This window comes from Pseudomonas sp. BMS12 (assembly GCF_001592875.1).
In the GTDB taxonomy this organism is placed as follows: Bacteria; Pseudomonadota; Gammaproteobacteria; order Pseudomonadales; family Pseudomonadaceae; genus Aquipseudomonas.
Map to the genome: position 1 here is coordinate 164,501 of NZ_LSOF01000004.1, position 26,394 is coordinate 190,894.

The following is a 26,394-nucleotide window of genomic DNA, read 5'->3' on the forward strand; positions in this document are numbered from 1 at the left end:
TCAGACCCCGTCGCAGCGATACGGCAATAGGCTGCGCGCCTCTTCCATATAGGCCCGCACGCCTGCCCGCTCCTGCTCCAGAAAGTCGGCCACCGCCGCGCGCAAGCCGGGGTGCAGCAGGTAGTGCCAGGAGCGCGTCAGCACCGGCTCGAAACCGCGGATCAGCTTGTGCTCGCCCTGAGCGCCAGCGTCGAAACGCTGCAGACCGGCACCGATGGCGAACTCGATGCCCTGGTAGAAGCAGGTCTCGAAGTGCAGGCGATCGAAGTCATCGAGGCAGCCCCAGTAGCGACCATAGAAAGTGTCGCCGTCGACCAGACTGAAGGCCATGGCCAGCGGCTGGCCGGCGGCACGGGCAAACACCAGGCGAATCGCCTCGGGCATGCGCGCGGCCAGCAGGCTGAAGAACTCCCGCGTCAGATAGGGCGCCCGACCGCGCACATGGTAGGTGTTGGCGTAGCAGGCATAGACGAAGTCCCAGTCCGCTTCCGTCAGCTCGCTGCCCTGGTGCCAGGTGAATTCGATGCCCTGCCCGGCCACCTGCTCGCGTTCCTTGCGCAGCTGCTTGCGCTTGCGCGAGGTCAGGGCATCGAGAAAGTCCTGAAAGTCGCGGTAGCCACGGTTGAACCAGTGGAACTGGCAACCATCGCGCGCCAGCCAGCCCTGGCGCTGCGCCAGCACGGCATCATCTCCCGCCTCGGTGAAATTGATATGCAGGCCCGACAGGCTCTGCGCCGCCAGCTCGACTTCAAGCTCGGCCAGCAGCAGATTGGCCGCTGCTGCATTGCCCAGCAGGCGCGGCCCCGCCACCGGACTGAACGGCACGGCGCCAAGCAGCTTGGGGTAGTAGGCGATACCGGCGCGATGGCAGGCATCGGCCCAGGCCATGTCGAACACGTATTCGCCGTAGGAGTGCTGCTTGCGGTAGGTAGGCAGCGCGGCCAGCGCCCTGCCCTGCGCGTCGCATAGAACGCGATGCGCCGCCTGCCAGCCGGATCCCTCGCCCAGGCTGCCGCTGTCTTCCAGGCTGCTCAGAAAAGCATGACGCAGGAAAGGCTGCTGACGGGGCAACAGAGCGTCCCAGGCGGCGGGAGCGATCTCGTGCAGCGAGTTCAGGCACAACAGGGACATCGGCGCGGCTCGGGCGTGGGCAAAGCGGCACTATATCGCCCGCATGGGCTCGCGGCGAAGCGGCAATGAAAAAGCCCCGCACAGAGGCGGGGCCAAGAAGGAGCAGCGAAGAACTTGTAGTTAGAAGACGTACTGAGCGCGGAAAACCATGCCGTCGCCATCGTCGTCGCCAGCAGTGTTCTCTGCATTGTCGACGCTGGACTTGACGTACACACCGCTCAGCTTGACCGAGTCGTTGACGTACCAGTTCACGCCGATGTTGTGCACCTTGCCTTCGACGTCGTCGCTCGGGTCGATACCCACGCTGTCGTCTTCCATGGTCAGGTAGTCGTAGCGGTAGAAGACTTCCCAGGCGCCAATGGCCTTGTCGGCCGGCTTGATGCTGTCGAACTTGCCCAGCTTGTAGCCGCGAGCTTCGCCGGTCAGGGTGTAGGCCACCTGAGCGTAGTAGCCGTCGCCTTCCAGGTCGTCCACGCCAGCGTCCTTGGAATCGAGGGTACGGCTGATGTACTCACCCTGGATGGAGAACGGGCCGAAGGCGGCAGCGGCTTCCAGGCCGAAGGCTTTGTCGTCGCCCCAGTTGCCTTTGTGGCCACCGAGCACCAGACGGTTGCCGTTGGTACCGGCATCGTTACCACCGTTGGTGACCACGCCACGGATGCCCAGGCGGCTCTTCACGGAGGAGTCGTAGTTCTCGACGTCGTTCAGGTCACGCTGGGCGTAGTTGACGCCGAAGTGCAGTACGTTGCCGGCTTCGTGCATCGGGGCGAACACGCCGCGCAGGTTGAACTGCTTGACGCTCTCACCGTCTTCGTCGTTGGTGTCCTTGGCGAATACACCGGCGGAACCGTACAGGGAATCCATGGCACTGCCGGAAACCTGCAGACCCATGCCATTCTCGCTACCGTTGGCCCAGCCAACCATGTCGTAGGCGGCGTTACGCTCCTGGGCAGTCACCCACTTGGAGCTGGTGGCCTTTTCCAGACCGAATTCCGGGTCGAAACGACCGACCTTGATCTGTACCGGGGAGAAGCCGTTGTAGGCGATGGAGGCTTCGTCGAAGTAGCCGTCGCTCTCGCTGCCAGCGTTGTGCGAGAAGTCGTAGTTGATCTGCCAGGCCCAGTCGCCGTAGGCGACACCGCCCAGCTCGAGGAAGGCGCGGCGGAAGTAGGCGGCGTCGGCGTTATCGCCATCCTTGGTGTAGAAGCCGTCGAAGGTGCTGTAGTCGGCCTGCAGACGGCCGCCGACTTTGAAGCTGAACTGTTTGTCGGTGGTGCCGACTTCCAGGCCACCCTTGGTCTTGATCATGAGATCGGCGCCGTCGGTGGTAACGGTACCGGCGAAAGCCTGGGCGGAAACGGCCAGGGCCAGGGCGCTGGCGACGAAACCGGCAAGGTGCTTACGGATCATTGAAGGATTCCCCTATTGGTCTTTAGAAAACACTGGGCACTGGCCCTTGGTGTTGGGGGGGAATCTTGGCGGGGGGTTATTTCAGACCAGTTTCTTTAGCATGAAAGTTTAATTACAGAGGAACTTTTTACTTCTATTTGAAATAAGCCGTCAGCCCTTGCCGGAGCTGGGCTGACGGCTGTCTGCAGCCTCAGCGTCGACGCCAGACACGCGCCAGCCAGTGATCGATGCTCAACCAGCGCCCGGCACCGACGAAGAACAGGGTCACCAGCATGATCAGATAGGTGGCGGCGAATTCGATGCCGTTGTTGAGCACCACGAACTTGCCGCTGGCGGTCAGCCAGTCGTAGTTGCCGTGCTCCTTGAGAATCTCCCGCGCCCGCTCGATCTTCTCCGCCGAGGCCAGCACCCGCTCGTTGGCAAAGGGCGCGGAGGGATCGGCAATCGCCTGCCAACCATAGGGCCAGTGCACGGCGGCGATGGCCACCAGCATGGTGACGATCAGCGGAATGCTGATCCAGCGTACGGCCAGGCCGAACAGCAGCAGGATCGCCCCGCCCGCCTCGGTCAGCGCCGCCAGCCAGGCCAGCAGGGCCGGGAATGGCAGGCCAAGACCCCAGTCCGGATTGCCGAACCAGGCGATGGTCGACTCCATATCGGCCAGCTTGTGCGTGCCGGCCATCCAGAAAATCGGCACCAGATACAGGCGCAACAGCAACGGGCCGATGAAGTCGAGACGGCGAGTGGCGTCCAGGCAGTCCTGGAGGCGGTTGAACAGGGTCAGCATGGGAGTCTCCATGTGCGGCGAAGCGTCAGGTTGCGGGGGGAAACCAGATGTCCTGGCGCTGCCAGTCATCCAGCAGCGCGCGGGCATTGGCGAAGTAGTGTTTGTCGGCGGCCAGGCCATTACTCTCGGCCAGGTCGAGCAGCGCCTCGCAGCTCGCCTCGCCGGCCTGCAGGCGCAGCGCCAGGTGATAGGCGAAGGCGGACAGCTGCTGGAAGCGCACCTTGTCCGTGCGATCACGCCAGACCAGCAGGCAGGTCGGTTCGGCCGGTGCAACGGCAGGCTGGAAATCCGCAGCGATGCGCTGCACCGGCCAGGCATAGGCCAGTGGCCAGGCCAGCGGTGACCAACCAAGCTCGGGCAGCTCGTCGACCGCCACCTCCAAGGCCAGTTCGACCCGCTCGTAATGCGCCAGCTCGGCAAGAAACGCCGGGTCGCCCGGTTCGGCGACGAAAGCCTCCGCCAGCCAGTCGACGAACTCCGCGCCGATCTGCAAAAAGTACGGTGTGCGGCAGCGATGCTGGCTCAAGAAGGCACGCACCAGCCGCTGCCAGCGCGCGTCCTTAAACAGACTGCGCAACACCGGAAAGCCGCCGCTGAGAAACCCCTCCAGATTGTTGAAGAACAGCGTCTCGTAGACCGCCATCCGCGCAGTGCTGACGCCAGGTAGCAGCTCCACGCCCTGTGGATCGCGAATACGTGCGGCGAAGCGCGTCTGATCGGCACGACTCATTGCCCGGCCTCCTGCTGCAGGCCGCGAATGCGTGCAACCTCGGCGTACAGTTCGGCCACCGGAGGGAAGTTGAAGTCGCGCTCCAGCAGGGTCGGACGCACGCCGTGCCGCTCGTAGCAGTGCGCCAGCAGCGCCCACACCGGGTCGCACACCGGCGCGCCGTGGGTGTCGATCTTCAGCTCGGCGCTCTCGTCGAAGTGCCCGGCCATGTGCAGGTAGGCGATGCGCTCGCCCGGCATGGCCGCGACATAGTCCTTCGCGTCGAAGCCGAAGTTGTGCGCGTTGACGAAGACATTGTTGAGGTCCAGCAACAGCCGGCAATCGGCCTCCTCCAGCACGGCGCGAACGAACTGCACCTCGTCCAGCGCACCGGGCAGGCGCGCATAGGCGGAAACGTTCTCGATGATCAGCGGCCGCTCCAGCACTTGCTCGACGGTACGGATGCGCGCGGCCACCCGGCGCACCGTCTCGTCGTCGAAGGGCAACGGCATCAGGTCGTAGAGCTGGCCGTCGTCGGCGCAGGCCGACAGGTGCTCGCTGTAGCCACGAATGCCGTGCTCGTCGAGAAAGCCCTTGATGGCGCCCAGCAACTCGAAGTCGAGCGGCGCGGTGCCACCCAGATTGAGCGACAGGCCATGACAGAGAAACGGCATGTGCTCGCTCAGCTCGCGCAGCTGGCGACCGAAACGGCCACCTACACCGATCCAGTTCTCCGGGGCGATCTCGAGGAAATCCAGCCGAGCCTCGGGCGGGTCATCACGCAGTGCCGCCAGCAGGCCGCGACGCAGGCCAAGGCCCGCGCCCTCGACGAAGTTCGTGAGCATGGCCGACCTTACTCGGTCTTGTCCGCGCCACACTTGCCTTCGCCGCACTTGCCCTCGGCGACCTTGTCGGTGCCGCTTGCCTCGGCACCGCATTTACCTTCGGCAGCCTTGGCTTCGCCCTTCATCTCGGCACCGCACTTTCCTTCGCCGCAGGAGCCTTCGTGATCCTTTTCGTGAGCCGCCAGGCTGTAGCCGCTGCTCAGCTCCTGGGCCGCGAAGGGATTGCTGCCAGCCTGGACAGCAAAGGCACTGCTCAGCAGGGCGGCACCGAGGGTAATGGCTAGAGTATTGCGTTGTTTCATGGAGTTTCTCCGGTTGTGATTGGCAATCCAGGGGCTTTTCGGCCCCTATGCCTCACTAGACGGAGAAGGTCGCGCGGCGTTACAGCACAGGTGGGATTTTTCTCGCTCAGCCTTCGCGACGCTGCTGCGCCAGGCGCTCGGCCAAGGCGTCCAGCTCTGGCACCGGCCGCTCCGGCAGTTGGCGCAACACCGCCTGGCTCAGCTTCATCTGGCGGATGAAACGTCGGCAATGGCGACACATCGCCAGATGGGCGCGCACGCTGATGCGCTCGCGCAGGCGCAACTGGCCGTCGAGATAATCGCTGGAATGGGCTACCAGTTCCTTACAACTCAGCATTGGCCGGTCTCCTCGAAATGCTCCAGGGTGGCGAACACCTTGAGCCGGGCACGGTGCAAGAGCACCCGGACATTGGAGAGCGAGATGTCGAGAAGATTACAAATCTCCTCCAATTCCAGGCCCTGACGCTCGCGCAGTAGCAACACGCTGGACTGCAGCTCCGACAGGCTGGCGATGGTCTTTTCCAGACACTCGCGCAACTCTTCCTCGGCCAGCAGGGCCTCGGGAGTGTCCTGTTCCCACTGACTGGGCGGGGTCTGCCAGTGGCCATCCTCGGCAAAGCGTTCGGTACCGACACTGCCGTGCGGCGCCGGCAGGTCGTCCAGCAGCGGCTCGCGACGCTGCTGCTTGAGCCGGCTCTTGGCAGTGTTGGCGGTGATGGTCAGCAGCCAGGTCTTCAGGCTGGAACGCTGCTGGAAACCGGCCAGGTTGCGCACCACGGCCAGCCAGGCGTCCTGCACCACCTCATCGGCATTGCGGCTGCCGACGATGGCATAGGCCACCGCGCGCATCGCGCCTTGATAGGTGCCGACCAGCAGGCGGAAGGCCTGCTGGTCACCGGCCAGCAGGCGGGCCAGCAGCTGCTGTTCATCCATGTGGAGCTCCAGGCAAGGCTCGGGCGCCGTGATGGCGCCCGCGTATCAGGCTTTTCGGCGCAGGATCACGCTACCGATCGAGTAACCGGCGCCAAACGAACTGAGCACGCCCAGCGCGCCGCTCGGCAAGTCGTCCTGGTGCTTGTGGAAGGCGATCACCGAACCGGCCGAACTGGTGTTGGCGTAGGTGTCGAGGATCACCGGCGCCTCGTGCGCTTCGGCATCGCGGCCCAGCAGCTTGCGGGCGATCAGCAGGTTCATGTTGAGGTTGGCCTGGTGCAGCCAGAAGCGCTTCACGTCACCGACATTGAGCTGGTTCTCGGCCAGGTGCGCGCCGATCAGCTCGGCCACCATCGGGCACACGTCGCGGAAGACCTTGCGGCCTTCCTGAACGAACAGCTTGTCCTTGGCACCGATGCCCTCTTCCGCCGCGCGGTTGAGGAAGCCGAAGTTGTTGCGGATGTTGTTGGAGAACTGGGTCAGCAGCTTGGTGCCGACGATGTCCCACTGGTGCGCCGAAGTGGCCTGGTCGGCACGTTCGATGATCACCGCGGTGGCGGCATCGCCGAAGATGAAATGGCTGTCGCGGTCACGGAAGTTGAGGTGGCCGGTGCAGATCTCCGGGTTGACCATCAGCACGGTGCGCGCCTGGCCGGTAGCAATGGCGTTGGTCGCGGCCTGGATACCGAAGGTGGCAGAGGAACAGGCCACGTTCATGTCGTAGCCCCAGCCATTGATGCCGAGGGCCGCCTGCACTTCGATGGCCACGGCCGGGTAGGCACGCTGCAGGTTGGAACAGGCGACGATCACCCCATCGATGTCCTCGACCGTACGCCCGGCGCACTGCAGAGCCTGTTTGGCCGCCGCGACCGACATCTCGCAGAGGATGCCCCACTCGTCGTTGGAGCGCTCGGGGATTCGCGGCGTCATGCGCCGAGGGTCGAGGATGCCGTCCTTGTCGGTGACGAAGCGGCTCTTGATGCCGGACGCTTTCTCGATGAAGGCGACACTCGACTCGCTCAGGGCCTCGACTTCACCACGCTCGATGGCGTCGGCATTTTCGGCGTTGAACAGCTGAACGTAGGCGTTGTAGGAAGCCACCAGCTCTTCGTTGGAGATGCTGTTAGCCGGGGTATACAGGCCAGTGCCACTGATTACGGCGTTGTGCACGGGACATTCCTCTTCTTGTATCGCCGCAGGCGGCTGACGGATCGACGGCACCCGGCAGCGAGGCCAGGGCACAAATTCGGTTGCAGGTGCGGCTAGAGAATCAGGCAGCTTGGCACCGTGCAGCAAGGCGCAGAGTTTGCCACAGCCAGACATCTGGTGCTGCCATCACAAACAGGCAGCGGATTGGCGGCATGGACACTTGCGCTCCTGTAAAGATGCTCGTAAAAGCAGCAAAGACACAGGTTTATTACAGTAAAAATCGGCAAACAGGCCGATATCGAACAATAAAGTCGACTCTCGGACAGCGCCGAACAGGCCCGCGCTTTTGTCGACTCAGAATAGCCAGCCCAGGCAATTTTTGACCGACCATTCCAGAACCAGCAGAATCGCCACTCTCACGGCAAGGAGCCCACCATGCTTGGCACCCACGATCTCGCCCTGTTCGTCGTTTCCGGCCTGTTGCTGAACATGGCTCCCGGCCCGGACTCACTGCTGATCATGGCGCGCAGCGCCACCCAGGGTTGGCGCGCCGGCTCGGCGGCGGCGCTGGGCATAGGGGCCGGCACCTGCGTGCACATAGTCGCCGCCGCGCTGGGCATGTCCGCCCTGCTCGCCACCTCGGCCACGGCGTTCATGCTGGTCAAGCTGATCGGCGCCGCCTACCTGCTGTATATCGGCATCGGCATGCTGCTGGCCAAGCGCAAGGAGACGGTCGAGCCAAGCGCGCCCGCGCTGCCGGCCCTGCCCTACGGGCGCATTTTCGTCCAGGGCTTCCTGACCAACGTGCTCAATCCCAAGGTTGCGCTGTTCTTCCTCGCCTTCGTGCCGCAGTTCATCAGCCCGGACGCCGAACACAAGGCGCTGGCCTTCCTCCTGCTGGGCGCCATCTTCAATCTCAACGGCATGCTCTGGTGCCACCTGCTGGCACTGTCCACCACCTTCGCCCAGCAACGCCTGCAGGTCGGCCGGCGCGTCGGCTTGTGGCTGGAGCGCTGCACCGGCGGCCTGTTTACCTTGCTCGGCGTGAAGCTGGCATTGGCCGAGCGGGTCTGAGACTTGTGACATCCATCGACCAGCCGTTAGCGTCGATCCATCCATAAACCGAGAAAAGCACCATGGCCCTGCACACCTGGCTGATCTACCTCACCGCAGTTATCGGCCTGGCCCTGACCCCAGGCCCCAACGGCCTGCTCGCCCTGACTCACGGCGCGCTGTACGGTCACCGCCGTACCCTGTGGACGGTGAGTGGCGGCGTGCTCGGCTTCGTCTTGCTAATGGCGCTGTCGATGTTCGGCCTGGCCGCCCTGCTCAAGGCCTCGGCCCATGCCCTGCTGGTACTCAAGTGGCTCGGCGGCGCCTACCTGATCTGGCTCGGCATCCAGCTGTGGCGCTCGCCGGCGCTGCAACTCACACCCCTGCAGGCGAGCGACCCGCGTCCGGCCGCACAACTGTTTCGCCAGGGCCTGCTGTCGGCCGTGTCCAACCCCAAGGTGATCCTGTTCTACGGTGCCTTCCTGCCGCAGTTTCTCGACCCGGCGCGCAGCCTCTGGCTACAGTTCGCGATCATGGCCACCACCTTCGCCCTGGTCGAAGGCCTGGTGGAGTACCTGCTGGCCCGCACCGCACAGCGCACCCGGCCGTGGCTGGAGCGTGCCGGGCGCAGCTTCAACCGCTGCTGCGGCGGGCTGTTCGCCGCCATGGGCGCTGCACTGCCACTAACCCGCTGAACCGACGAAAGCCAGACGCCGCACGCCGGCACAGGCCAACAGCGCGCCACACTGGCGCGCACTGGCCTCCGACTCATCCAGCCACAACAACCAGCGTCCGCCCTGCGCCTCCAGCCGCCATTCGCGGGGTGCATCCGGCGCCCCGAGGCACCGACGCAGAGCGGGCTCGTCCAGGTTCGTTTCGATCAGCACGGCATGCAGCATGGCGACCTCCCACAGGTAAACGGACAATGACGTGAGGCCATTCCTCACTTCGTCGGCTGCATGGCGAAGCCGACACCGAAGCGATTCCAGGCGTTGATGGTGGCGATGGCCAGGGTCAGCTCGGCGATTTCGCCCTGATCGAACTGCGCGGCCACCTGTTCGTACACGGCATCCGGAGCATGCCGTTCGGCCAGCAGGGTCAGGCTGTCGGTCCACAACAGGGCGGCACGCTCGCGCTCGCTGAAGAACGGCGCATCTTCCCAGGCACCCGGCGCCAGCAGGCGGCGGGCGGACTCGCCGTGGTTCAGCGCCTCGGCGCCGTGCATGTCCAGGCACAGGGCGCAGCCGTTGAGTTGCGAGGCGCGAACCTTAACCAGCTCGCGCAGCGAGGTCTCAAGGGAGAAGGCGGCCTGGGTCTGCTCCAGGGCATACAGGGCCTTGAACACGTGGGGGGCGGTCTGGTGATAGTTGTTGCGCTGGCTGGTCATCATGGCGATTTCTCCGCAAGTGGCCCGATGTCGTATCGGGAATGGTTGCCACTGTATTGATCAGCCATTGCAAGATAAATTAGCCAGCAACGTAAACATTGTGCGGAGAAACGGACAATGGCCTTCGACCGCCTGGAAGCGATGCGCGCCTTCTGCCGTATCGTCGAACTCGGTAGCTTCACCCGCGCGGCAGAGGCCCTGGGCCTGGCCAAGACCACGGTGTCCGGTCAAGTGGCGGCCCTGGAAGCACAGCTCGGGGTCAAGCTGCTGCACCGCACCACCCGCCGCGTGTCGCCGACCACCGATGGCAGTGCCTACTACGAACGCGCGCGCGCCGTCCTGGACGACCTCGACGAGCTGGAAACCACGATGTCGCAGAACCGCGGCCTGGCCCGGGGCCGGGTGCGGGTGGAAATGCCCACTCCGGTCGGCCGCTTCCTGGTCATCCCCGCCCTGCCCGATTTCGTCGCCCACTACCCGCAGATCCGCCTGGACGTCGGCTGCAGCGAGCGGGTCGTCGACCTGGTGCAGGAAGGAGTGGACTGTGCCATCCGCGGTGGCCCGGTGCACGACCCGGACCTGGTCTGCAAACCCATCGGGCAGATGCGTTTCACCGTCTGCGCCTCGGCCGCCTACATGGCGGACAAACCGCCGCTGCAGCACCCGCGCGACCTCGCTGCGCTGCGTTACCTGGCCTTCATCTACCCCGCCAGCGGGCGACAGAAGGTCAATGTGCTGCGACGCGGCGAGGAGCGCTTCGTCATCGAGCAGGAACCGGCCATGCGCTTCAACAGCGGCGGCACCTATGTGGCTGCGGCTGAGGCCGGCCTGGGCTTCGTCACCGTGCCCAGCGCCGAGGCACAGCAACCGCTGGCCGAAGGCCGGCTGGTGGAGCTGCTACCGGATTGGCGCCTGGAGAGCATGAACATGAGCCTGGTCTACCCCTACTCGCGCCACCTGTCGGCGCGGGTACGTGCCTTCGTCGACTGGGCCGCCGCGCTGATGGCCGAAGACCCGCTGTGGCGGACAGCGCCTTGAAAGCGCCCGCATCGCAGCAAGCCGAGGGCGACGTTCTTGGGTAAGCTGTGCACGCCCTGCCCACCCGCTGTACCACCCGGTCCTTGCATGCGCCTATTCGCCGCCATCCTGCTGTTGCTGTGCCACCCGACCTTCGCCGCCGAGCGTGCGCTGCGCTTCTCGGTCACCGAGAGCTGGGCCATGCCGCTGATGCGCTACGAACAGGGACAGGCCGCCGGCGGCATCCTCTACGACCTGCACAAACGCCTGGCGCAGAAGGTCGGCCGACGTGCCGAACAACTCGTGCTGCCGCGCCAGCGCGTGCAGCAGATACTGGAGCGCGGCGAGATCGACGTGCGCTGCTACGTCAACCCGGCCTGGGTCAAGGAGTCCCATTACCAGTACATCTGGAGCCTGCCGTTCATGGTGCAGCGCGACCTGATCGTCACCCGCCAGAGCGAAAACACCCTGCCCGGCAGCCATAGCGGCGAGCGCATCGGCACGGTACTGGGCTTCATCTACCCCACGCTGGAGCCGCAGATCGCCAGCGGCCTGGTGCAGCGCGACGATGCCCGCACCCAGGAACAGGTGCTGGAAAAGCTCGAAGCCGGACGCTACCGCTTCGCCGTGAGCAATCAACTGACCCTGGACTGGTTCAATCGCCGCCAGCAGCAGGAACAGCGCCTGCGTCCGCTCGGCGAGCTCGCCGCCGACCTGGTTTCCTGCCTGGTGCGCGACGAACCGGACGTCCCCACCCAGAAGCTGCTGCGGGCCATGGTGCAGATGCGTCAGGACGGCGAGTTCGATGCCATCCTGGCCCGCTACCGCTGAGCGCCGAACTCCCCCAGGCACTGCTGGGAAACCTGCTGCAGGCGCTTGACCAGCCCCTCGGGCAGCTGCGGTTTCTCCAGCTCGGCGATTTCCGCCGTACTGAAGTCGCGCGCGATGCGCTGCACCGTGCAGTCGCAATAGAGCAAGGCGCGCTGCTTGCCCAGCGGCTTGCTGGCGCTGTCGATGCAGCTCTGGCGAAAGGTGTTCTTGACCTCTGGCGGCCACTCCCCGGCCTTGGCAGTTAGACAGGGCAATAGCAAGGCCCAGAGAACCAATCGCTGGAAGCGCTGCATATGAATATTCCTCGCTATGCGCAATTGGCCAGCAGGGCCAAGCACGCGGCTGCTCGTCACTGCGCCAGAACCTGCGGCGGCTTGTCATCCGGACGCAGATCGAAACCGACCCGGTTTTCGCTGACCACATGGAAGTAATGCACGCTGCCGGGTTCCACCTTCACCGCCAGCTCCTTGTGCAAGCGCCCCATGCCGCACAGGGTGTCGTCCAGCGGGTCGAGGGTCAGGCCCAGCACGCGGGTGCCGGCCGGCACCTGGAAGCTGGCCACCTCGGCCATGCCGATGCGCGCGGCGAGCTTGCGATCCACTTCGATGGCGACATAGCAGCCACCGCCCATCAGGCCCATGTCACGGTTGACGATCAGCTGGCCACCGTTCTGGCGTTCTTCCTGGTAGGCCAGCAAACGGTCGCTGGGGACCGCGGTGATGTTCTCGGGGTCGGGACGGAACGAGGAGCAACCAGCCAGTAGAACCAGGGGAAGTACGGCGAGGAACGAACGCATGGAAGCCCTCCTTGGGCGTGCGTGGGGTCGCTGCAGTATTGGCGCTAAGAAGCCGGTGCTCAAGCCCTGCCAACTTTTGCGTGCGCCAAGCTGCCGCGCAGGTGTAACGGCATATATCGACCGCAGCGATAGCCAATAGCAGGGGCCTCAATTTCTGCGCGCCGCGCCCCAATGGTTTGATTGGCCCCGTGAGAGCGATTCGGGCCGAAGCCCTGCCGCAGCGTCCCGCCCGTCGTCACGACCGGCACATCCGCCGCCAGCTTCCCCGCCTCCCTTGCCCAACCACTGACAGGAGAAATGAGCATGAAAACCACCGCAATCCTTTCCGCCGTAATCGCCAGCCTCTCGCCTTTGGCCTTCGCCGACCAAGCCGCCCCAGTCGGCGCCGGCGTTCCGGTGGTGGACTACCACTACGGCCTGCACCTGGACATCGCCCAGGTATTGCAACGCACCGACAACTCGGCCAAGACCGGCGTGGTAGAGACGGTAATGACCTACCGCGACAGCCAGGGCGAAGTGCACAAGTTGCGCTACCTGGAGCTGGGCGGTCAGTCCAACCAGAATGGCTGACACACCTATCAACGAGGCCGGGGCTGTGCAAGCGACCCCGGCCTCGTTGCGTGTGGGCGTCACGCAACCTGCGCCGACATCGACGCGGTTGATGCCTATTAGCAGAACCATCGATTTCTTCGGCACCGGCGAGCGGTGGTTTGATTAGCCCCGTAGAGCGAATCGCAGAACGCTGCCGCAGCGCCCCGCACCCCGTCCGAGTGTGTACACAGGCTGCAGAGCTTCGCGTTGACCTCATCCAGACAATTGACGGGAGAACACTCGTATGAAAATCGCATCCATCGTTTCCGCCGTGATTTCCAGCCTCGCCCCGCAGGTCTTCGCCGATCCCGTCAAGGACATTGGCGCGCACATTCCGGCCGTGGACTACCACTATGGCATGCAACTGGACATTGCCAGCGTGCTGCAGCGTACCGACAACTCGGACAAGACTGGCGTGGTGCCGACCATCGTGATCTACCGCGACAGCCTCGGTGAGGTGCACAAGCTGCGCTATCTGGAATGGGGCGGCAAGACCAACCAGAACGGCTGAAACCCGCCAGACCAGCAGGCCAGGGCCGCAGCCGCGCCCCTGGCCTGATTGCCTTCAGGCGCCGCGAAAACTGTGGCGCCAGGCGCTGGGCGAGACGCCGAAGGCGCGACCGAAGTGGTGGCGCAGCGAAACCGGCGAGCCGAACCCGGCCAGCGCGGCGATCGCCTCCACGCTCTGCTCGGTGCCTTCCAGCAGGCGCTGGCTCAAGGCCAGACGCTCGGCCAGCAGCCAGTCGCCCAGGGTGCTGCCGGTGAGCTGGCGAAAGTGTCGGGTGAAGGTGCGCCGACTCATCAGCACCCGCTCGGCCAGGCTGTCGAGGCTATGGGCCTGATCGAGATGAGCTCGCACCCAGTCGAGCAGGTCGGCCAGGCGGCCATCCCGCGCGGTGGCCGGCAGCGGCTGCTCGACGAACTGCGCCTGGCCACCCTGACGATGTGGCGGCACCACCAGGCGGCGCGCCACCCGGTTCGCCACTTCGGCGCCCTGCTGCTGACGTAGCAGGTGCAGGCAACAATCGATGCCGGCGGCGGTGCCTGCCGAGGTCAGCAGCCCGTCGTCATCCAGATAGAGCACATCGGCGTCCACCGTCACCCGGGCAAAGCGCTCGGCAAATTCGCGTGCCCAGGCCCAGTGCGTCGTGGCCCGGCGGCCATCGAGCAGGCCGGCCTCGGCCAGCACGTACGCGCCCAGACACAGGCCGACCAGGCGCGCACCACGCCCATGGGCACGCACCAGGGCATCGAGCAACGGCTGCGGCGGGCGCTCGGCCGGGTCATGCCAGCTCGGCACTATCACCGTCTGCGCCCACTCCAGGGCCTCCAGGCCATGCGCCACCTGCAGATCGAAGCCGGCCGTGGTGCCCAGCCTGCCCGGCGTTGCCGCACACACCCGCAACTCGTACAGATCGGCGCCCGGGCCCAACTCGCCGAATACCAGGCACGGCACGGACAGGTGGAAAGGCGTGATCTGCTCGAAAGCGACCACGGCGATACGGTGAGCGGGCATGGCATTGCTCCGGGCCAATGACTTGGCCCGATCTTAGCGCAAGCTGGCGTACGGGCCACTCACACCGAACACCGCGGCGGGCGAACAATCGCTGCCAACGCCAACCCGCACCGAGGAACCCAGCATGCAAGCTCAACCCAAACGCGCCCTGATCGTCATCGACGTGCAGAACGAATACGTCACCGGCAACCTGCGCATCGAATACCCGCCCATCGAACAGTCCCTGGCCAATATCGCCGCCGCCATGGATGCCGCCCACGCCGCCGGCATCCCGGTGATCGTGGTGCAACATCTGCTGCCGGCGAGTGCGCCGCTCTTCGCCAGTGGCGGCCCCGGCGCCGAGCTGCACCCCGTGGTGGTCGAGCGCCCGCGCGACCACTTCATCCGCAAGCAGATGGCCAGCTCCTTCGCCGGCACCGACCTGGCCGCCTACCTGCAGCAACAGAGAATCGACACCCTCAGCGTGGTCGGTTACATGACCCACAACTGCAACGACTCCACCGTGCGCCAGGCCCATCACCAAGGTTGGAAGGTCGAGTTCCTGCACGATGCCGCCGGCTCACCGTCCTACCGCAACGCCATCGGCGCGGCCAGCGCCGAGGAGATCCACCGGGTGTTCAGCGTGGTCATGCACACCGGCTTCGCCGCCGTGCTGAGTACCGCCGACTGGCTCAAGGCCCTGCACACCGGCGAGGTGCCGCAGCCAGACAACATCTATCTGTCCAATCGCCGCGCCCTGGAAACCCGCTGAACCGGGAAGCCCGCACGCACTCGCCGTGCGGGCTTCATCACATTTGCACATTTGCTCCACATCCTGTCACCGCCCTTTAACCTGCCCTCCGTAAGGTCGCCTTGCTCCACCCTTTCCGGGGCCAGGCAAGAGACGCTGGCGTAGTCCCGAACGCACCCACAACCACCTGCACAGGGACTATCCGCATGAGCACCCGTTATCCGCTGGCTCTTTCCATCGCCATCTCCACCGCCATCCTCGGCAGCGCCGCTCCGGCCTTCGCCGACGACGCGCGCGAAGCCAAGGCCTTGATGAACCGTGAAGCCCGTGGCGACATCACCCAGTTCGGCGGCGCCAGCCGCGTGCGCGCCGAGCTGACCGACGCCCTGCGTGCCCAGCTGATCGACAAGACCGCCAAGAACGTGATCCTGCTGATCGGTGATGGCATGGGCGACTCCGAGATCACCATCGCGCGCAACTATGCGCTGGGTGCCGGTGGTTTCTTCAAGGGCATCGACGCCCTGCCGGTCACCGGTCAGTACACTCACTACGCCCTGCACAAGGACAGCGGCCTGCCGGACTACGTGACCGACTCGGCCGCCTCTGGCACCGCCTGGTCCAGCGGCGTGAAGACCTACAACGGCGCCCTCGGCGTGGATATCCACGAGAAACCGCACAAGACCCTGCTGGAGATTGCCAAGCAGATGGGCAAGGCCACCGGCAACGTCTCCACCGCGGAAATCCAGGACGCCACCCCGGCGGCGCAGATGTCCCACGTCACCGGCCGCAAGTGCTACGGCCCGAAGGCCACCAGCGTGCAGTGCCCGAGCAATGCGCTGGAGAACGGCGGCCTCGGCTCGATCACCGAGCAGATGCTCAACGTGCGTCCCGACGTAGTTCTCGGCGGCGGCGCCGCGACCTTCGCCGAAACCGCCACCGCCGGCAAATGGGCTGGCAAGACCCTGCGCGAGCAGGCACAGCTGCGCGGCTTCACGATTGTCGAAGACCTGAGCCAGCTGAAGGCGGTACGCAAGGCCAACCAGAAGCAACCCGTGCTCGGCCTGTTCGCCCAGGGCAACATGCCGGTGCGCTGGCTCGGCCCAAAGGCCAGCTACCACGGCAACCTCGACCTGCCGGCCGTGACCTGCGAAAGCAATCCGGCACGTAGTGCGGACGTACCGACCCTAGCCGACATGACCGGCAAGGCCATCGAACTGTTGAAAGGCAACTCCAAGGGCTTCTTCCTGCAGGTCGAAGGCGCGTCCATCGACAAGCAGGACCACGCCGCCAACCCGTGCGGGCAGATCGGCGAGACCGTCGATCTCGACGAAGCCGTGCAGAAGGCTCTGGCCTTCGCCAAGGCCGATGGCCACACCCTGGTGATCGTCACCGCCGACCACGCGCACTCCAGCCAGATCGTCGCGCCGGATACCGCAGCGCCCGGCCTGACCCAACTGCTGACCACCAAGGATGGTGCGCCGATGGCCATCAGCTACGGCAACTCGGAAGGCTCCTCCCAGGAGCACACCGGTAGCCAGCTGCGCATCGCCGCATACGGCCCGCAAGCCGCCAATGTCACCGGCCTGACCGACCAGACCGACCTGTTCTTCACCATTCGCAATGCGATGAACAGCAAGAACTGATCGGCCCGTGCTAGGCAGGGCTCCCTCCCCTGGCCCTGCCCTCGCACATGAAAAACGCCGCGCCCCTGACGGGACGCGGCGTTGTTGTTTCTGCCGCGACGGCGCTTAGCCGGCGATACGCTTGACCAACCGCGCCTGCAGCGCCTGCAGCTGCTCGGCGTCCGCCTGGTGGGCAGCGTGGATGCCGAGCTGCTCACCGTCATAGCGCGGCACGATGTGCACGTGGATGTGATAGACCGTCTGCCCCGCCGGTGCGCCGTTGAACTGCGCCACCTGCACTCCGGCTGGCTCCAGCTCGTCCACCACGGCCTGGGTCAGCTTGCGCACCACGGCCATCACCTTGGCCAGGTTGGCGTCGTCGATCTCCAGGATATTGCGGGCCTCGGCATGCTTGGGAATCACCAGGCAATGGCCGTAGGACTGCGGAAACAGGTCGAGGAAGGCCAGCACGTCCTCGTCTTCGTACAGCTTGTAGCAGGGCGCTTCACCACGAATGATCTTGGCGAAGATGTTCTGGGGGTCATAGCTGCCATGCAGGCTCATCGGGTGTCTCCAGTGACCTTGGTTCGATGCAGCGCACCATACCGGCTTCTGCCGGCGGGCAGAATCCCGACGCGCGCGAAGAGTGCACTTCAGTCGCCGATATAGCGCCGCACGATCTGCGCATAGCTACCGTCGGCGACGACCTCACCCAGGGCCTTGGCATAGCGCTGGACGAAGTTCGGCTGCGTGCTCTTCTTGCTGAAGGCCACCTCCGCCGCCTCGCTGGAAACCACCACCTCGGTGGGTTCGATCAGCTTGTCCAGGCCCAACTGGCGCAGCTCGTAACGGCCGCTGTGCTCGTCGGCGATCAGCCCGTCGATACGGCGATGCTCGATCATTCGCCACAGGTTGAGACGCTGACTGTTGAACGAAACCCGCTCGGCGAACTGCGGGTCGCGCATCAGTTGCTGGTAGTCCTCGCCGTAGGCCACATCGATCTGCGCGCCCAGACGGAACTCACCGTGGCGCAGCTCCAGCAGGCTGCGCACCGGCCAGCGCTGGTGCGCCTCGCGGCGCATGAACAGGATGTTGCGCGAGGGCGGTAGCACCGCGCCGGAGAAGTAGGCATAGCGCTCGCGTTCGGGCTTCCTGAAAGCTCCGGGGAGAATGTCCAGGCGCCCCAGCTCCAGCTCCTTCAGGGCCCGCGCCCAGGGCAGCTTGCGCAGGTGCGTGGTGCAGCCCAAGCGCCGCAGCACTTCGCGATTGAGGTCGACATCGATGCCGTGCACCGTGCCATCGTCGCTGGCCATGCTGAAGGGCGGATCGCTATCCCAGCGCAGGGACTTTTCACAAGCCAGGGCCATGCCGGGCAAACCGAGCAATAGCAGCGCCAGCATGCGCAAATGCGTCAGCCTGGCGGAACGGCATACAGCGGCTATCTGCAAGATCGGTACTCATCACGGCCCCGGGTCGGAGCTGATTCTAGTGCGCAGAGCAGGAAATGCCATGCGCCAATTGGCGCACTCATGCGGCGCGGCAACCTGCGACGCAGAGCCTGCGCCGCCAGCCCGGCACATGACCTGGCCGGCAATGCCGGCTATCCTGACCGCCCAGCCAGCTCCCGGGAGTTCACATGCCAGACCTGTCCGCCTTCCCCATCACCGGCAAATGGCCGGCTCAGCACCCCGAACGCCTGCAGCTCTATTCGCTGCCCACGCCCAACGGCGTCAAGGTGTCGATCATGCTCGAAGAGCTGGGCCTGGCCTACGAACCGCACCTGGTCAGCTTCGACAGCAACGACCAGATGTCGCCGGAATTCCTCTCCCTCAGCCCGAACAACAAGATCCCCGCGATCCTCGACCCCAACGGCCCGAATGGCGAGCCGCTGGCGCTGTTCGAGTCCGGCGCCATCCTCATCTACCTGGCCGAGAAGACCGGCCGGTTGCTGCCGCAGGACGCCGCCGCGCGTTACCAGTGCATCCAGTGGCTGATGTTCCAGATGGGCAGCATCGGCCCGATGTTCGGCCAGCTCGGTTTCTTCCACAGGTTCGCCGGCAAGGACTACGAGGACAAACGCCCGCGTGACCGCTACGTGGCCGAATCGGCGCGCCTGCTCGGCGTGCTCGACAAGCACCTCGCAGGCCGCGACTGGATCATGGGCAGCGAATACAGCATCGCCGACATTGCCACCTTCCCCTGGGTTCGCAACCTGATCGGCTTCTACGAAGCTGGCGAGCTGGTGCGGTTCGAGCGTTTCGCCAATGTGCAGCGCGTGCTGGCCAGCTTCGTGGCCCGTCCGGCGGTGCAACGCGGCCTAGGTATCCCCGCCCGTGGCTGAAGTCCGCTGGCACAGACTGCTGGCAGCCTCTGTGCTGCTGGCCACGGCCAGCGCCAGCGGGGCCCCGACGGACGCGCTGCAGGCCAGGGTAGATGCGGTGATCCAGCCCCTGCTGGCCGCCCACGACATCCCGGGCATGGCCGTCGCCATCCATCGCGATGGCCAGGCGCACTACTTCAGCTACGGCGTCGCCTCCCGCGAGAGCGGGCAGGCGGTCACCCTACACACGCTGTTCGAGATCGGCTCGCTGAGCAAGACCTTCACCGCCACCCTCGCCGCCTACGCTCAGGCGCAGGGCGCGTTGAGCCTGGACGACCCGGCCAGTCGCCATCTGCCGGCTCTGCGCGGCAGCCAGTTCGATCACATCAGCCTGCTGCAACTGGGCACCTACAGCGCCAGCGGCCTGCCACTGCAGTTCCCTGACGAGGTCAGCGACGAGCCTCGCATGCTCGCTTACTACCGCAACTGGCAGGTGCCGCACGGCGCCGCCGGTCAGCGCCGCTACTCCAACCCGAGTATCGGCCTGCTCGGCCTGCTCAGCGCACGCAGCCTCGGTCAGCCCTTTGCGCAACTGCTGGAACAAACCCTGTTTCCCAAGCTCGGCCTGATGCACAGCTACATCGAGGTGCCCGCCGCGCAAATGGCGCAGTACGCCCAAGGCTACGACCGCGACAACCGCCCGGTACGGGTCAACCCCGGCATGCTGGCCGCCGAGGCCTACGGGGTGAAGACCGATGCCAGCGACATGCTCCACTTCGTCGCCGCCAACCTCGACGCCAGCGCCCTGGAGCCGGCCCTGCGCCAGGCTATCGACACGACCCAGCACGGCTACTACCAGATCGGCGAAATGACCCAGGGCCTGGGCTGGGAGCGCTACCCCTACCCGGTCACGGAGCAACGCCTGCTGGCCGGCAACTCGTCCAGCATGGCCCTGGAGCCGCACAACGCCCGGCGCCTCGAACCGCCACTGGCGCCGACCGAGCAGATGCTGCTGAACAAAACCGGCTCCACCAACGGTTTCGGCGCCTACGCGCTGTTCGTCCCGGCGCGCCAGGTCGGCATCGTGCTGCTGGCCAACCGCAACTACCCCAACGCGGCACGGGTGCGCGCGGCGCTGCAGATACTCGACGGCCTGTGAGACCCGCGCCCTTGTGCCACGCCACCGCGCTGGTTAAGGTCAGCCCCTCGGCAGGAAGCCCACCGCAACAGCAAGGAACCCCAATGCGCCTCGCCCTAGCTCTCACCATCAGCCTCCTCGGCCTGCAGGCGCAGGCGGCCGATTGCCCGCCCCTCACCGATTTCGACGACCTGCACCAGCTCGGCCAGCGGGCCGAACAGGGCGACAGCTGTACCAGCCGCGATCTGGCCCGCTACTACGACAGTCAGGGGGTCGATACCTTCGCCCGCTACTACTACCAGATGGCCGCCAGCCAGGGGGACCGCAGCGTCGACGCACGCCTGCTGGAGATGTACCTCGCCACCGCCGATGCCGGCGAACGCTCCCTGTACCGCGACTGGCTGGAGCAGGCCGCCGTGGCTGGCGTGGCCGCGGCCCAACGCGAGATGGGCAGCTACCTGCTGGCGCGCGACCCGGATGAAGAACAGCGCATGGACGCCATGCACTGGTTCGAACTGGCTGCCAAACAGGCTGACCGGCAAGCCCAGTTCCTCCTCGCCGAGCAGTACTGGAGCGACCAGCGCGGTGGCGAGGACCTGGCCGGAGGCGACGAGCGCGGCGCCCACTTCGCCAGCGACGACAACAAAGCCCTGAGCTGGCTGTGCAAGTCGGCCCTGGCCGGCTACCCCCGCGCCCAGTTCGTCCTCAGCGAGGCCTACAGTTATGGTCGCGGTATGCCCAGCGATCAGGAGCAGCGCCACCTGTGGCTGGAAAAGGCCGCGGCGGGCGGCGATGCAGACGCCATCGTCTGGCTCGACGACAGCGACCGCGCCTGGTACACCCGTGCCGAGAACTGGCTCAAACGGCAACTGAGCGACGCCGAGGCCCGCTGCCCAGACAGTGTCGCCCAGGTGGAACAATGACCCGCCGTATCCAGTAGATGCACACGGGCGCCGCTGCAGGTATCTTCAGCGGCCATCGAGCCCCCAGCCAGAACCACCCGCACCATGAGTAGTACCCTCCTGCGCAGCGCCCTGCTCTGCCTCGGCATCCTCTGCGCCAGCCCCGGCTTCGCCAAGGTCGAAGTCGAAGCCGGCGAACAGAAGCCCCTCGGCCGCGTCCTTGTCGCCAAGATTTCCGAAGACATCGCCCCCGGCGACTACGAAGCCCTGCTCAAGGGCCTGCGCGGCCAGCCCGGCCAGTTCGCCCGCAAGATCGTGCTGCTCGACAGCATCGGCGGCAGCACCGCCGAGGCCATCCGCATGGGCCGCCTACTGCGCGAAACCGGCTTCGATGCCCTGGTGCCCTCGACCGGCGTTTGCCAGGGCAGCTGCGTCTACCTGCTGGCCGCCGGGCGCAAGAAGACCGTGCGCGGCTATGTCGGCATCCATCGCCCGCACTACCCTGCCGGCGAATCGGCCCAGGCCAGCCGCGCCGGCATGCCCTACAACCCGGCCGGCTACCTGCGCGAGATGGGCGTGGCACCCAACCTCGCCGCCGACATGCAGGCCATCGAACCGCAACGCATGAAGGTGCTCAGCGCCCAGGAACTGGCGCGCTACCGCCTCAACTGAACACCCGGGCAAGGAGGCCCGAACATGCATAGAACCCTGCTGGCACTGGCCCTGCTGCCTCTGCTCGGTGGCTGCGAGGTACTCATCCTCGGCTCCTGCCTGCTGCGCCAGGACCCGGTCCTGCTGCCCGAGAGCCTGCCCGCCGGGCAGGTCGGCCAGCCCTATGCCGAAGGTGTCGAACTGCTCGGCGCCACCGCCCCGCCCTATGTGATAGGCGTGGCAGACGAAGGCGCGCTGCCGCCGGGGCTGAGCCTGAGCTACGAGCCGCGTGATCGCCACGCCTTCATCACCGGCACACCGCAACAGCCAGGCCACTACGAGCTGCTGATCCAGGCCCGCACCTACGGCACCCAGTGCACTGGCCAGCAAGCGCAGCGCCGCTACCGGATCGACATCAAGCCCTGACGCACTATCACCGCCACAAGAAAGGATTCCCAATGCGCCTACTGCTCCGCACTGGCGAGGAAAAGAGTGATTAGCTTTTCCATTTTCTGACGATCATTCTGTTGACGCTTGTGGTGGCTGCCCTGAGGGCATTCTTGTCTTCTGCAAAGCGTGCGATCAGCTTTGCTAACGCAATTGAGAGGGTAATCGTGAGAGCAGAGATGGCTAGCGATCTTGGTAGCGAGCCATAGATGTATAGCTGTGATACCCCAAGAACGAACAGCATGATTGGGAAATGTATTACGTACAGCGTGTACGAGTAGCTTGCCTGACCATGAAACCACGCCGGAAACCTGGTCGCCCCGCCCATGATCATCGCTAGGTAGCACGCGAACCATAAGCCAGAGGAGAGACGGAAATAATTGAGCGGATCACTCCACACGTGTTTTGGTGGTGAGCTCTGCAGCCATACCCAGACGACAGTCACCGCCATGACGCCTGTCATGAGGATGAATAGGCGGCTAAACAATCGGTTGTTCATCTCTGGCTTGCTCTGATGGATGAATGCAAGCGCAAAGCCTGCAAACCATACGGGCGCTAGGATGTAAAACAGCGAGACTTTGCGAGTGACGGATAGCGTGACTAGCAACAGAGCAACCGCAAGCCATTTCCGAGTGGGCCATATCGCCAGCGCTCCTGCCAAAACGTAGTACCAGGCTTCGTAAGACAAGCTCCAGAGCGGGCCGTTGACAGTGGGCGTATTGGTTTTGAATCCGTTAAGGAATGCCAGTGCACCGAACAGTTCTTTGGCGACTACCGTGTACTCGGAACGCACGAATGTGACGCCTGGGATGGACAGTAGAGAACGGGTTCCCGATGGAAAGAACAGTGGTACAACGGCCGCGATCAGGACCATCAGTGCCAACGCCGCGATAAGCGGAGGGTACAGCCTGAGCGCTCGGTCTCGACCATACCGCACGATATCAAAAGCGCCGTTCTTGGCTGAATTGTTGTAGACCGATTTCCCGATGAGGAAGCCGCTCAGAACAAAGAAGACCATAACCGAAAGCTGAGTGAAGTAACCAACGACGGTCGCCCCCTTCTGGAGTGTAGGTAGCAGTAACGTCTGATTTGTATGACCGAACAGCACGATGAGGGCAGAGAAAGCCCGGATGGAGTCAAGCTGAAGGGATTGGTCTCGTGTGATGCGTACCACGGTGAGCATCCTCTGCCCATTATTGAGGTGCGCAATGGTCGCACTTTGCCGTCAACCGCGCATCCCTTGATAGGTCAATAGGGGACAGACCACTTTTTTGGCGACCAGTAATCAACTCTTAATCGCCGCACTTTCCTCGGCCCTACCTACAGACTTCGCCTTGCACGGCGAGTTACTTTCTATTTGCACGCGCAAATAGAAAGTAACCAAAGAGAAAGCGCGCCCGGCATCCGGGTCTGGCCGTGCCAGACTTCCCTCCCTCCGGTGCTGCTCCGAGGGTCGTCACGATGGGGTTTGGGCTCCGAGGTGCTTGGGAGCTTGTTCGGAGATGGCAAAGCACAGCTGTAGGAGGGGCCTTGGCCGGGACTGCTGGCAACTGCGGGGCTTGTGTAGCGGCCAAGGCTCCTCCTACCAGAAGCGCTGGCGTCGAGTATTTCTGGCTGTTCGGCAATGGTGCTGGCCTTATCGCGGCTGGAGCCGCTCCCACGAAATCACGCGAGACTGTCAGGCAACTCCAAACGCCCCCTTCAGAAGGGTGAGCAGAATCGTTGTGTAAGGGGCCGGCCGGGCAGGCTTGAGCCGCATGGATGCCGCAAAAGCGACGATGGGCCATGGATGGCCCTTCGACGCGGGGCCCTGGAACATCGATGGAGTGAAACGTAGCGAAGCGGAGTAACAGCCGCAGGCTGGCCCGAAGGGCGAGCGAAGCGAGTAACGCACCCGGAGCGAAGCGCAGGGCCGAATGCAGGGGCAAGCCCTTTTGGTTCCTTTTGGCGGGGCCGGCCATCCGGGCGACTGCCAAAAGGAGCACGCCCAGCAGGGCGGAACTGAAGCAGCCAGCAACTAGGTAAATAGCAGCGGCACGAAGCCCTCAAACAAAGCTCGCGACCCGCTCCACTCCCGAAAATGCCAGAGGGGAGTTACAGTGCCGCCCAATTCCGCACAACCCCGAGCCAAACCCGATGAGCAACGACCCCCTCCACGGCCTAACCCTGAAGGCCATCCTCCAGGCCCTGGTCGACAAACACGGTTGGGAGCGCCTCGGCCAGCTCATTGCCATCCGCTGCTTCACGCACGAGCCCAGTGTCGAATCCAGCCTCAAGTTCCTGCGCAAGACGCCCTGGGCGCGGGAGAAGGTGGAAGCGCTCTACATCAAGGACATCGCCGGCCGCTGAACCTTGGGAACAGACCAGGGTTTGAGCCTTGGCCGTGAAGCAGGCCAGCCCGGCGCTGCTGGTTATCGCGACTGAAGTCGCTCCCACGGAAAGCAGATTTCCTCAGAACGCGGGCGCTCACGGTAAGCAGGAGCCGGGCCCTGCACAAATGTTCTAAACACGCCTCTGGCAAACCCGTTAACGTCGCCTTTGGGCGAACGAACTTTCTCCGGGGCACTCAGTGACGACGCGCAATTGGATCGACCTGACGCAGGATGCCGACACCGGCATCGAGTCGATCCGTGCCCACTTCGAGGGCCACGCCTACGACCCGCACTGGCACGACAGCTACCTGGTGGGCGTCACCGAGCAGGGCGTGCAGCAGTTCAACTGCCGGCGCGAGAAGCACCTGAGCACGCCGGGCAAGGTAATACTGCTGGAGCCGGGCGAGATTCACGACGGCCATGCGCCGACCGCGGAAGGCTTCACCTATTCGATGCTCTACCTCGACCCGCAGTGGCTGGAGCGCGAGCTGCATGCGTTGTTCGAGCACGCGCCGGCGGACAGTACGCCGAGCTTCGCCAATATCCTGAATAACGACAGCCGCCTGGCCGGCGCCATAGTCCGGGCCTTCCAGAGCCTGCATGAGGGCGACCTGCGTATCGTGCGGCAGACCGCCATCGACGATCTGCTCGGCACCATGACCAGCCGCCTGCAGTGGCGCAAACGCGAGAACCCGGACCCGCGCCTGCCGCTGGTGGCGCAGCGAGCGCGCGACTTCCTGCATGCGCATTTCGATCAGGACATCGGCCTGGACGACACCGCCGCGGCCTGCGGGGTGGATCGCTTCCGCCTCAGCCGCGCCTTCAAGAGCGCCTTCGGCGTCGCCCCGCACGCCTACCTGATCCAGCTGCGCCTGGCCAAGGCGCGCCAGCGGCTGGCCCGTGGTGACACGCCGGCCGAGGTGGCCAGCTCCCTGGGCTTCGCCGACCAGAGCCACCTGGGCCGCTGGTTCCGCCGCGCCTACCAGCTCACCCCCGCCGATTACCGTCGCCGCTGCTCAAAGCTTCCAGACTGATTCTCCGCCGCGCCGCAGCATGGGCCTTCCTTATTACGGAGAGCCGCCGGCATGCGCCATCGCAACCCACCACAACGCAGCACAGGGAACTGAATCATGCAGTCCCTGCTGCCCTTCCTGCTGTTCGCCTTCGTCGCCACCATCACACCGGGGCCGAGCAATATCCTGGTGCTCAGCCATGGCGCACGTTTCGGCCTGCGCGCCACCCTGCCGCTGGTACTGGGCGCCTGCCTGGCCGCGGCGCTGATCGTGCTGCTGGTCGGCCTCGGCCTGGGTGAGACGCTGCTGCGCTACCCGCGCGTGCAGCAGGTGATGAGCTGGGGCGGCGCCCTGTGGCTGAGCTGGCTGGCCTGGCAGCTGCTGCGCAGCGCGGCCACACCATTGGGCGCTGCCGGCGACCAGCGCGAACTGGGGCCGCTGGGCGCGGCGCTGCTGCAACTGGTCAATCCCAAGGTGTGGATGATGGCGGTCGCGGTGGTCAGCGTGTTCGCCGCCGGCAGCGCGGACAAGGCCGGGCGGGTGCTGCAGTTGTCGCTGATCTTCCTGCTCATGGCCCTGCCCTGCATGAGCGCCTGGGCCCTGCTCGGCGCCGGTAGCAACCGCCTGTTGCAGTCGCCCCGGCGAATGCAGCGCTTCAACCAGCTGCTGGCCGTGCTGCTGTTCGTTTCGACCTGGCTGGCGGTGCTGCTCTAGCCCGCCGTCATTTCCGCGCTTGCGGGAA

The 26,394-nt window shown here is 65.0% G+C and carries 33 protein-coding genes; 16 read left to right on the top strand and 17 right to left on the bottom strand.

Features of this window, described 5'->3' with window-relative positions; genetic code table 11:
* The 9 genes from AYB31_RS03085 to AYB31_RS03125 all read right to left on the bottom strand — a co-directional run bounded on the left by AYB31_RS03085 (position 1) and on the right by AYB31_RS03125 (position 7,287).
* Positions 1–1,131 (bottom strand): GNAT family N-acetyltransferase, encoded by a 1,131-nt coding sequence (locus AYB31_RS03085; RefSeq protein ID WP_068825674.1) that lies wholly within the window; start codon positions 1,129–1,131, stop codon positions 1–3.
* Positions 1,132–1,251: 120 nt separating this feature from the next.
* Positions 1,252–2,541, bottom strand: coding sequence for an OprO/OprP family phosphate-selective porin (locus tag AYB31_RS03090; RefSeq protein ID WP_068825676.1), 1,290 nt, complete (start codon positions 2,539–2,541; stop codon positions 1,252–1,254).
* A gap of 190 nt (positions 2,542–2,731) precedes the next feature.
* Positions 2,732–3,328, bottom strand: coding sequence for an HvfX family Cu-binding RiPP maturation protein (locus AYB31_RS03095; protein ID WP_068825678.1), 597 nt, complete (start codon positions 3,326–3,328; stop codon positions 2,732–2,734).
* Between the two features lie 25 nt (positions 3,329–3,353).
* Positions 3,354–4,058 carry an HvfC family RiPP maturation protein gene (locus AYB31_RS03100; RefSeq protein WP_068825680.1) on the bottom strand — a complete coding sequence of 235 codons (705 nt, stop codon included), beginning with the start codon at positions 4,056–4,058 and terminating at the stop codon, positions 3,354–3,356.
* Positions 4,055–4,882, bottom strand: a complete 828-nt coding sequence (locus tag AYB31_RS03105) for an HvfB family MNIO-type RiPP peptide maturase (protein WP_068825681.1) — start codon at positions 4,880–4,882, stop codon at positions 4,055–4,057. Before AYB31_RS03105 ends, AYB31_RS03100 begins: the two co-directional genes overlap by 4 nt.
* 8 nt (positions 4,883–4,890) lie before the next feature.
* Entirely contained in the window at positions 4,891–5,184 is a 294-nt protein-coding gene (locus AYB31_RS03110) for an HvfA family oxazolone/thioamide-modified RiPP metallophore (protein WP_068825683.1), read from the bottom strand.
* A 106-nt stretch (positions 5,185–5,290) separates the two neighbouring features.
* Complete coding sequence (locus AYB31_RS03115; protein ID WP_068825685.1) at positions 5,291–5,521, bottom strand: anti-sigma factor family protein; 231 nt, start codon at positions 5,519–5,521, stop codon at positions 5,291–5,293.
* On the bottom strand, positions 5,515–6,117 hold the full coding sequence (locus AYB31_RS03120; protein ID WP_068825687.1) for an RNA polymerase sigma factor: 603 nt from the start codon (positions 6,115–6,117) through the stop codon (positions 5,515–5,517). The genes AYB31_RS03115 and AYB31_RS03120 overlap by 7 nt, the downstream gene beginning before the upstream one ends.
* Before the next feature lie 45 nt (positions 6,118–6,162).
* Positions 6,163–7,287 (bottom strand): beta-ketoacyl-ACP synthase III, encoded by a 1,125-nt coding sequence (locus tag AYB31_RS03125; protein WP_068825689.1) that lies wholly within the window; start codon positions 7,285–7,287, stop codon positions 6,163–6,165.
* Positions 7,288–7,701: 414 nt separating this feature from the next.
* On the opposite strand from AYB31_RS03125, the gene AYB31_RS03130 reads away from it, so the two are divergent.
* Together AYB31_RS03130 and AYB31_RS03135 are read left to right on the top strand one after the other, a co-directional pair.
* The gene (locus tag AYB31_RS03130) at positions 7,702–8,340 is read left to right on the top strand and encodes a LysE family translocator (protein WP_068825691.1); all 639 of its coding nucleotides are present in this window, start codon (positions 7,702–7,704) and stop codon (positions 8,338–8,340) included.
* A gap of 62 nt (positions 8,341–8,402) precedes the next feature.
* Entirely contained in the window at positions 8,403–9,014 is a 612-nt protein-coding gene (locus AYB31_RS03135; protein ID WP_068825693.1) for a LysE family translocator, read from the top strand.
* On the opposite strand, the gene AYB31_RS03140 is transcribed toward AYB31_RS03135, so the two are convergent.
* Positions 9,003–9,218, bottom strand: coding sequence for a hypothetical protein (locus AYB31_RS03140; RefSeq protein WP_068825695.1), 216 nt, complete (start codon positions 9,216–9,218; stop codon positions 9,003–9,005). The two genes, AYB31_RS03135 and AYB31_RS03140, sit on opposite strands and share 12 nt — an antisense overlap.
* 44 nt (positions 9,219–9,262) lie before the next feature.
* Positions 9,263–9,706 carry a carboxymuconolactone decarboxylase family protein gene (locus AYB31_RS03145; RefSeq protein WP_068825817.1) on the bottom strand — a complete coding sequence of 148 codons (444 nt, stop codon included), beginning with the start codon at positions 9,704–9,706 and terminating at the stop codon, positions 9,263–9,265.
* 117 nt (positions 9,707–9,823) lie between these two features.
* Between AYB31_RS03145 and AYB31_RS03150 the strand changes: the two genes are divergently transcribed.
* Positions 9,824–10,744, top strand: a complete 921-nt coding sequence (locus AYB31_RS03150; protein WP_068825697.1) for a LysR family transcriptional regulator — start codon at positions 9,824–9,826, stop codon at positions 10,742–10,744.
* Positions 10,745–10,831: 87 nt separating this feature from the next.
* Positions 10,832–11,554: a substrate-binding periplasmic protein gene (locus AYB31_RS03155; protein WP_068825700.1), complete on the top strand. Its 723-nt coding sequence runs from the start codon at positions 10,832–10,834 to the stop codon at positions 11,552–11,554.
* On the opposite strand, the gene AYB31_RS03160 is transcribed toward AYB31_RS03155, so the two are convergent.
* Together AYB31_RS03160 and AYB31_RS03165 are read right to left on the bottom strand one after the other, a co-directional pair.
* On the bottom strand, positions 11,545–11,847 hold the full coding sequence (locus AYB31_RS03160; protein WP_068825702.1) for a hypothetical protein: 303 nt from the start codon (positions 11,845–11,847) through the stop codon (positions 11,545–11,547). The two genes, AYB31_RS03155 and AYB31_RS03160, sit on opposite strands and share 10 nt — an antisense overlap.
* Positions 11,848–11,903: 56 nt before the next feature.
* Entirely contained in the window at positions 11,904–12,350 is a 447-nt protein-coding gene (locus AYB31_RS03165; RefSeq protein WP_068825704.1) for a 3-isopropylmalate dehydratase, read from the bottom strand.
* Positions 12,351–12,653: 303 nt separating this feature from the next.
* Between AYB31_RS03165 and AYB31_RS03170 the strand changes: the two genes are divergently transcribed.
* Both AYB31_RS03170 and AYB31_RS03175 read left to right on the top strand, forming a co-directional pair.
* The gene (locus tag AYB31_RS03170) at positions 12,654–12,920 is read left to right on the top strand and encodes a DUF2790 domain-containing protein (protein WP_068825706.1); all 267 of its coding nucleotides are present in this window, start codon (positions 12,654–12,656) and stop codon (positions 12,918–12,920) included.
* A 265-nt stretch (positions 12,921–13,185) separates the two neighbouring features.
* Positions 13,186–13,452: a DUF2790 domain-containing protein gene (locus tag AYB31_RS03175; RefSeq protein WP_068825708.1), complete on the top strand. Its 267-nt coding sequence runs from the start codon at positions 13,186–13,188 to the stop codon at positions 13,450–13,452.
* Positions 13,453–13,506: 54 nt separating this feature from the next.
* On the opposite strand, the gene AYB31_RS03180 is transcribed toward AYB31_RS03175, so the two are convergent.
* On the bottom strand, positions 13,507–14,457 hold the full coding sequence (locus AYB31_RS03180; RefSeq protein ID WP_068825710.1) for a GlxA family transcriptional regulator: 951 nt from the start codon (positions 14,455–14,457) through the stop codon (positions 13,507–13,509).
* Between the two features lie 124 nt (positions 14,458–14,581).
* On the opposite strand from AYB31_RS03180, the gene AYB31_RS03185 reads away from it, so the two are divergent.
* Both AYB31_RS03185 and phoA read left to right on the top strand, forming a co-directional pair.
* Positions 14,582–15,208, top strand: a complete 627-nt coding sequence (locus tag AYB31_RS03185; RefSeq protein WP_068825712.1) for a cysteine hydrolase family protein — start codon at positions 14,582–14,584, stop codon at positions 15,206–15,208.
* 185 nt (positions 15,209–15,393) lie between these two features.
* Complete coding sequence (gene phoA / locus AYB31_RS03190) at positions 15,394–16,830, top strand: alkaline phosphatase (protein ID WP_068825714.1); 1,437 nt, start codon at positions 15,394–15,396, stop codon at positions 16,828–16,830.
* A 105-nt stretch (positions 16,831–16,935) separates the two neighbouring features.
* On the opposite strand, the gene AYB31_RS03195 is transcribed toward phoA, so the two are convergent.
* The gene (locus tag AYB31_RS03195; RefSeq protein ID WP_068825716.1) at positions 16,936–17,373 is read right to left on the bottom strand and encodes an HIT family protein; all 438 of its coding nucleotides are present in this window, start codon (positions 17,371–17,373) and stop codon (positions 16,936–16,938) included.
* 89 nt (positions 17,374–17,462) lie between these two features.
* On the bottom strand, positions 17,463–18,209 hold the full coding sequence (locus AYB31_RS03200; protein ID WP_068825718.1) for a substrate-binding periplasmic protein: 747 nt from the start codon (positions 18,207–18,209) through the stop codon (positions 17,463–17,465).
* A gap of 236 nt (positions 18,210–18,445) precedes the next feature.
* On the opposite strand from AYB31_RS03200, the gene AYB31_RS03205 reads away from it, so the two are divergent.
* From AYB31_RS03205 to AYB31_RS03225, 5 genes are all read left to right on the top strand, one after another.
* On the top strand, positions 18,446–19,150 hold the full coding sequence (locus AYB31_RS03205; protein ID WP_068825720.1) for a glutathione S-transferase N-terminal domain-containing protein: 705 nt from the start codon (positions 18,446–18,448) through the stop codon (positions 19,148–19,150).
* Positions 19,143–20,288 carry a class C beta-lactamase gene (ampC, locus tag AYB31_RS03210; RefSeq protein ID WP_068825722.1) on the top strand — a complete coding sequence of 382 codons (1,146 nt, stop codon included), beginning with the start codon at positions 19,143–19,145 and terminating at the stop codon, positions 20,286–20,288. Before AYB31_RS03205 ends, ampC begins: the two co-directional genes overlap by 8 nt.
* 83 nt (positions 20,289–20,371) lie before the next feature.
* Complete coding sequence (locus tag AYB31_RS03215; protein ID WP_068825724.1) at positions 20,372–21,190, top strand: tetratricopeptide repeat protein; 819 nt, start codon at positions 20,372–20,374, stop codon at positions 21,188–21,190.
* 84 nt (positions 21,191–21,274) lie between these two features.
* Positions 21,275–21,841 carry a hypothetical protein gene (locus tag AYB31_RS03220; RefSeq protein ID WP_153020629.1) on the top strand — a complete coding sequence of 189 codons (567 nt, stop codon included), beginning with the start codon at positions 21,275–21,277 and terminating at the stop codon, positions 21,839–21,841.
* A 24-nt stretch (positions 21,842–21,865) separates the two neighbouring features.
* Entirely contained in the window at positions 21,866–22,246 is a 381-nt protein-coding gene (locus AYB31_RS03225; protein WP_068825726.1) for an Ig domain-containing protein, read from the top strand.
* Between the two features lie 70 nt (positions 22,247–22,316).
* Here the strand turns inward: AYB31_RS03225 and AYB31_RS03230 are convergent, their stop codons facing one another.
* Positions 22,317–23,450: an acyltransferase family protein gene (locus tag AYB31_RS03230; protein WP_068825728.1), complete on the bottom strand. Its 1,134-nt coding sequence runs from the start codon at positions 23,448–23,450 to the stop codon at positions 22,317–22,319.
* 953 nt (positions 23,451–24,403) lie between these two features.
* On the opposite strand from AYB31_RS03230, the gene AYB31_RS03235 reads away from it, so the two are divergent.
* The 3 genes from AYB31_RS03235 (at position 24,404) to AYB31_RS03245 (ending at position 26,366) form a co-directional block, all read left to right on the top strand.
* Positions 24,404–24,616 carry a VF530 family DNA-binding protein gene (locus tag AYB31_RS03235; protein WP_068825730.1) on the top strand — a complete coding sequence of 71 codons (213 nt, stop codon included), beginning with the start codon at positions 24,404–24,406 and terminating at the stop codon, positions 24,614–24,616.
* Positions 24,617–24,836: 220 nt separating this feature from the next.
* A complete protein-coding gene (locus AYB31_RS03240) occupies positions 24,837–25,673 on the top strand; it encodes an AraC family transcriptional regulator (protein WP_068825733.1) in 837 nt (278 codons plus the stop codon).
* 96 nt (positions 25,674–25,769) lie between these two features.
* Positions 25,770–26,366 carry a LysE family translocator gene (locus tag AYB31_RS03245; RefSeq protein ID WP_068825735.1) on the top strand — a complete coding sequence of 199 codons (597 nt, stop codon included), beginning with the start codon at positions 25,770–25,772 and terminating at the stop codon, positions 26,364–26,366.
* Positions 26,367–26,394 lie beyond the last annotated feature (28 nt).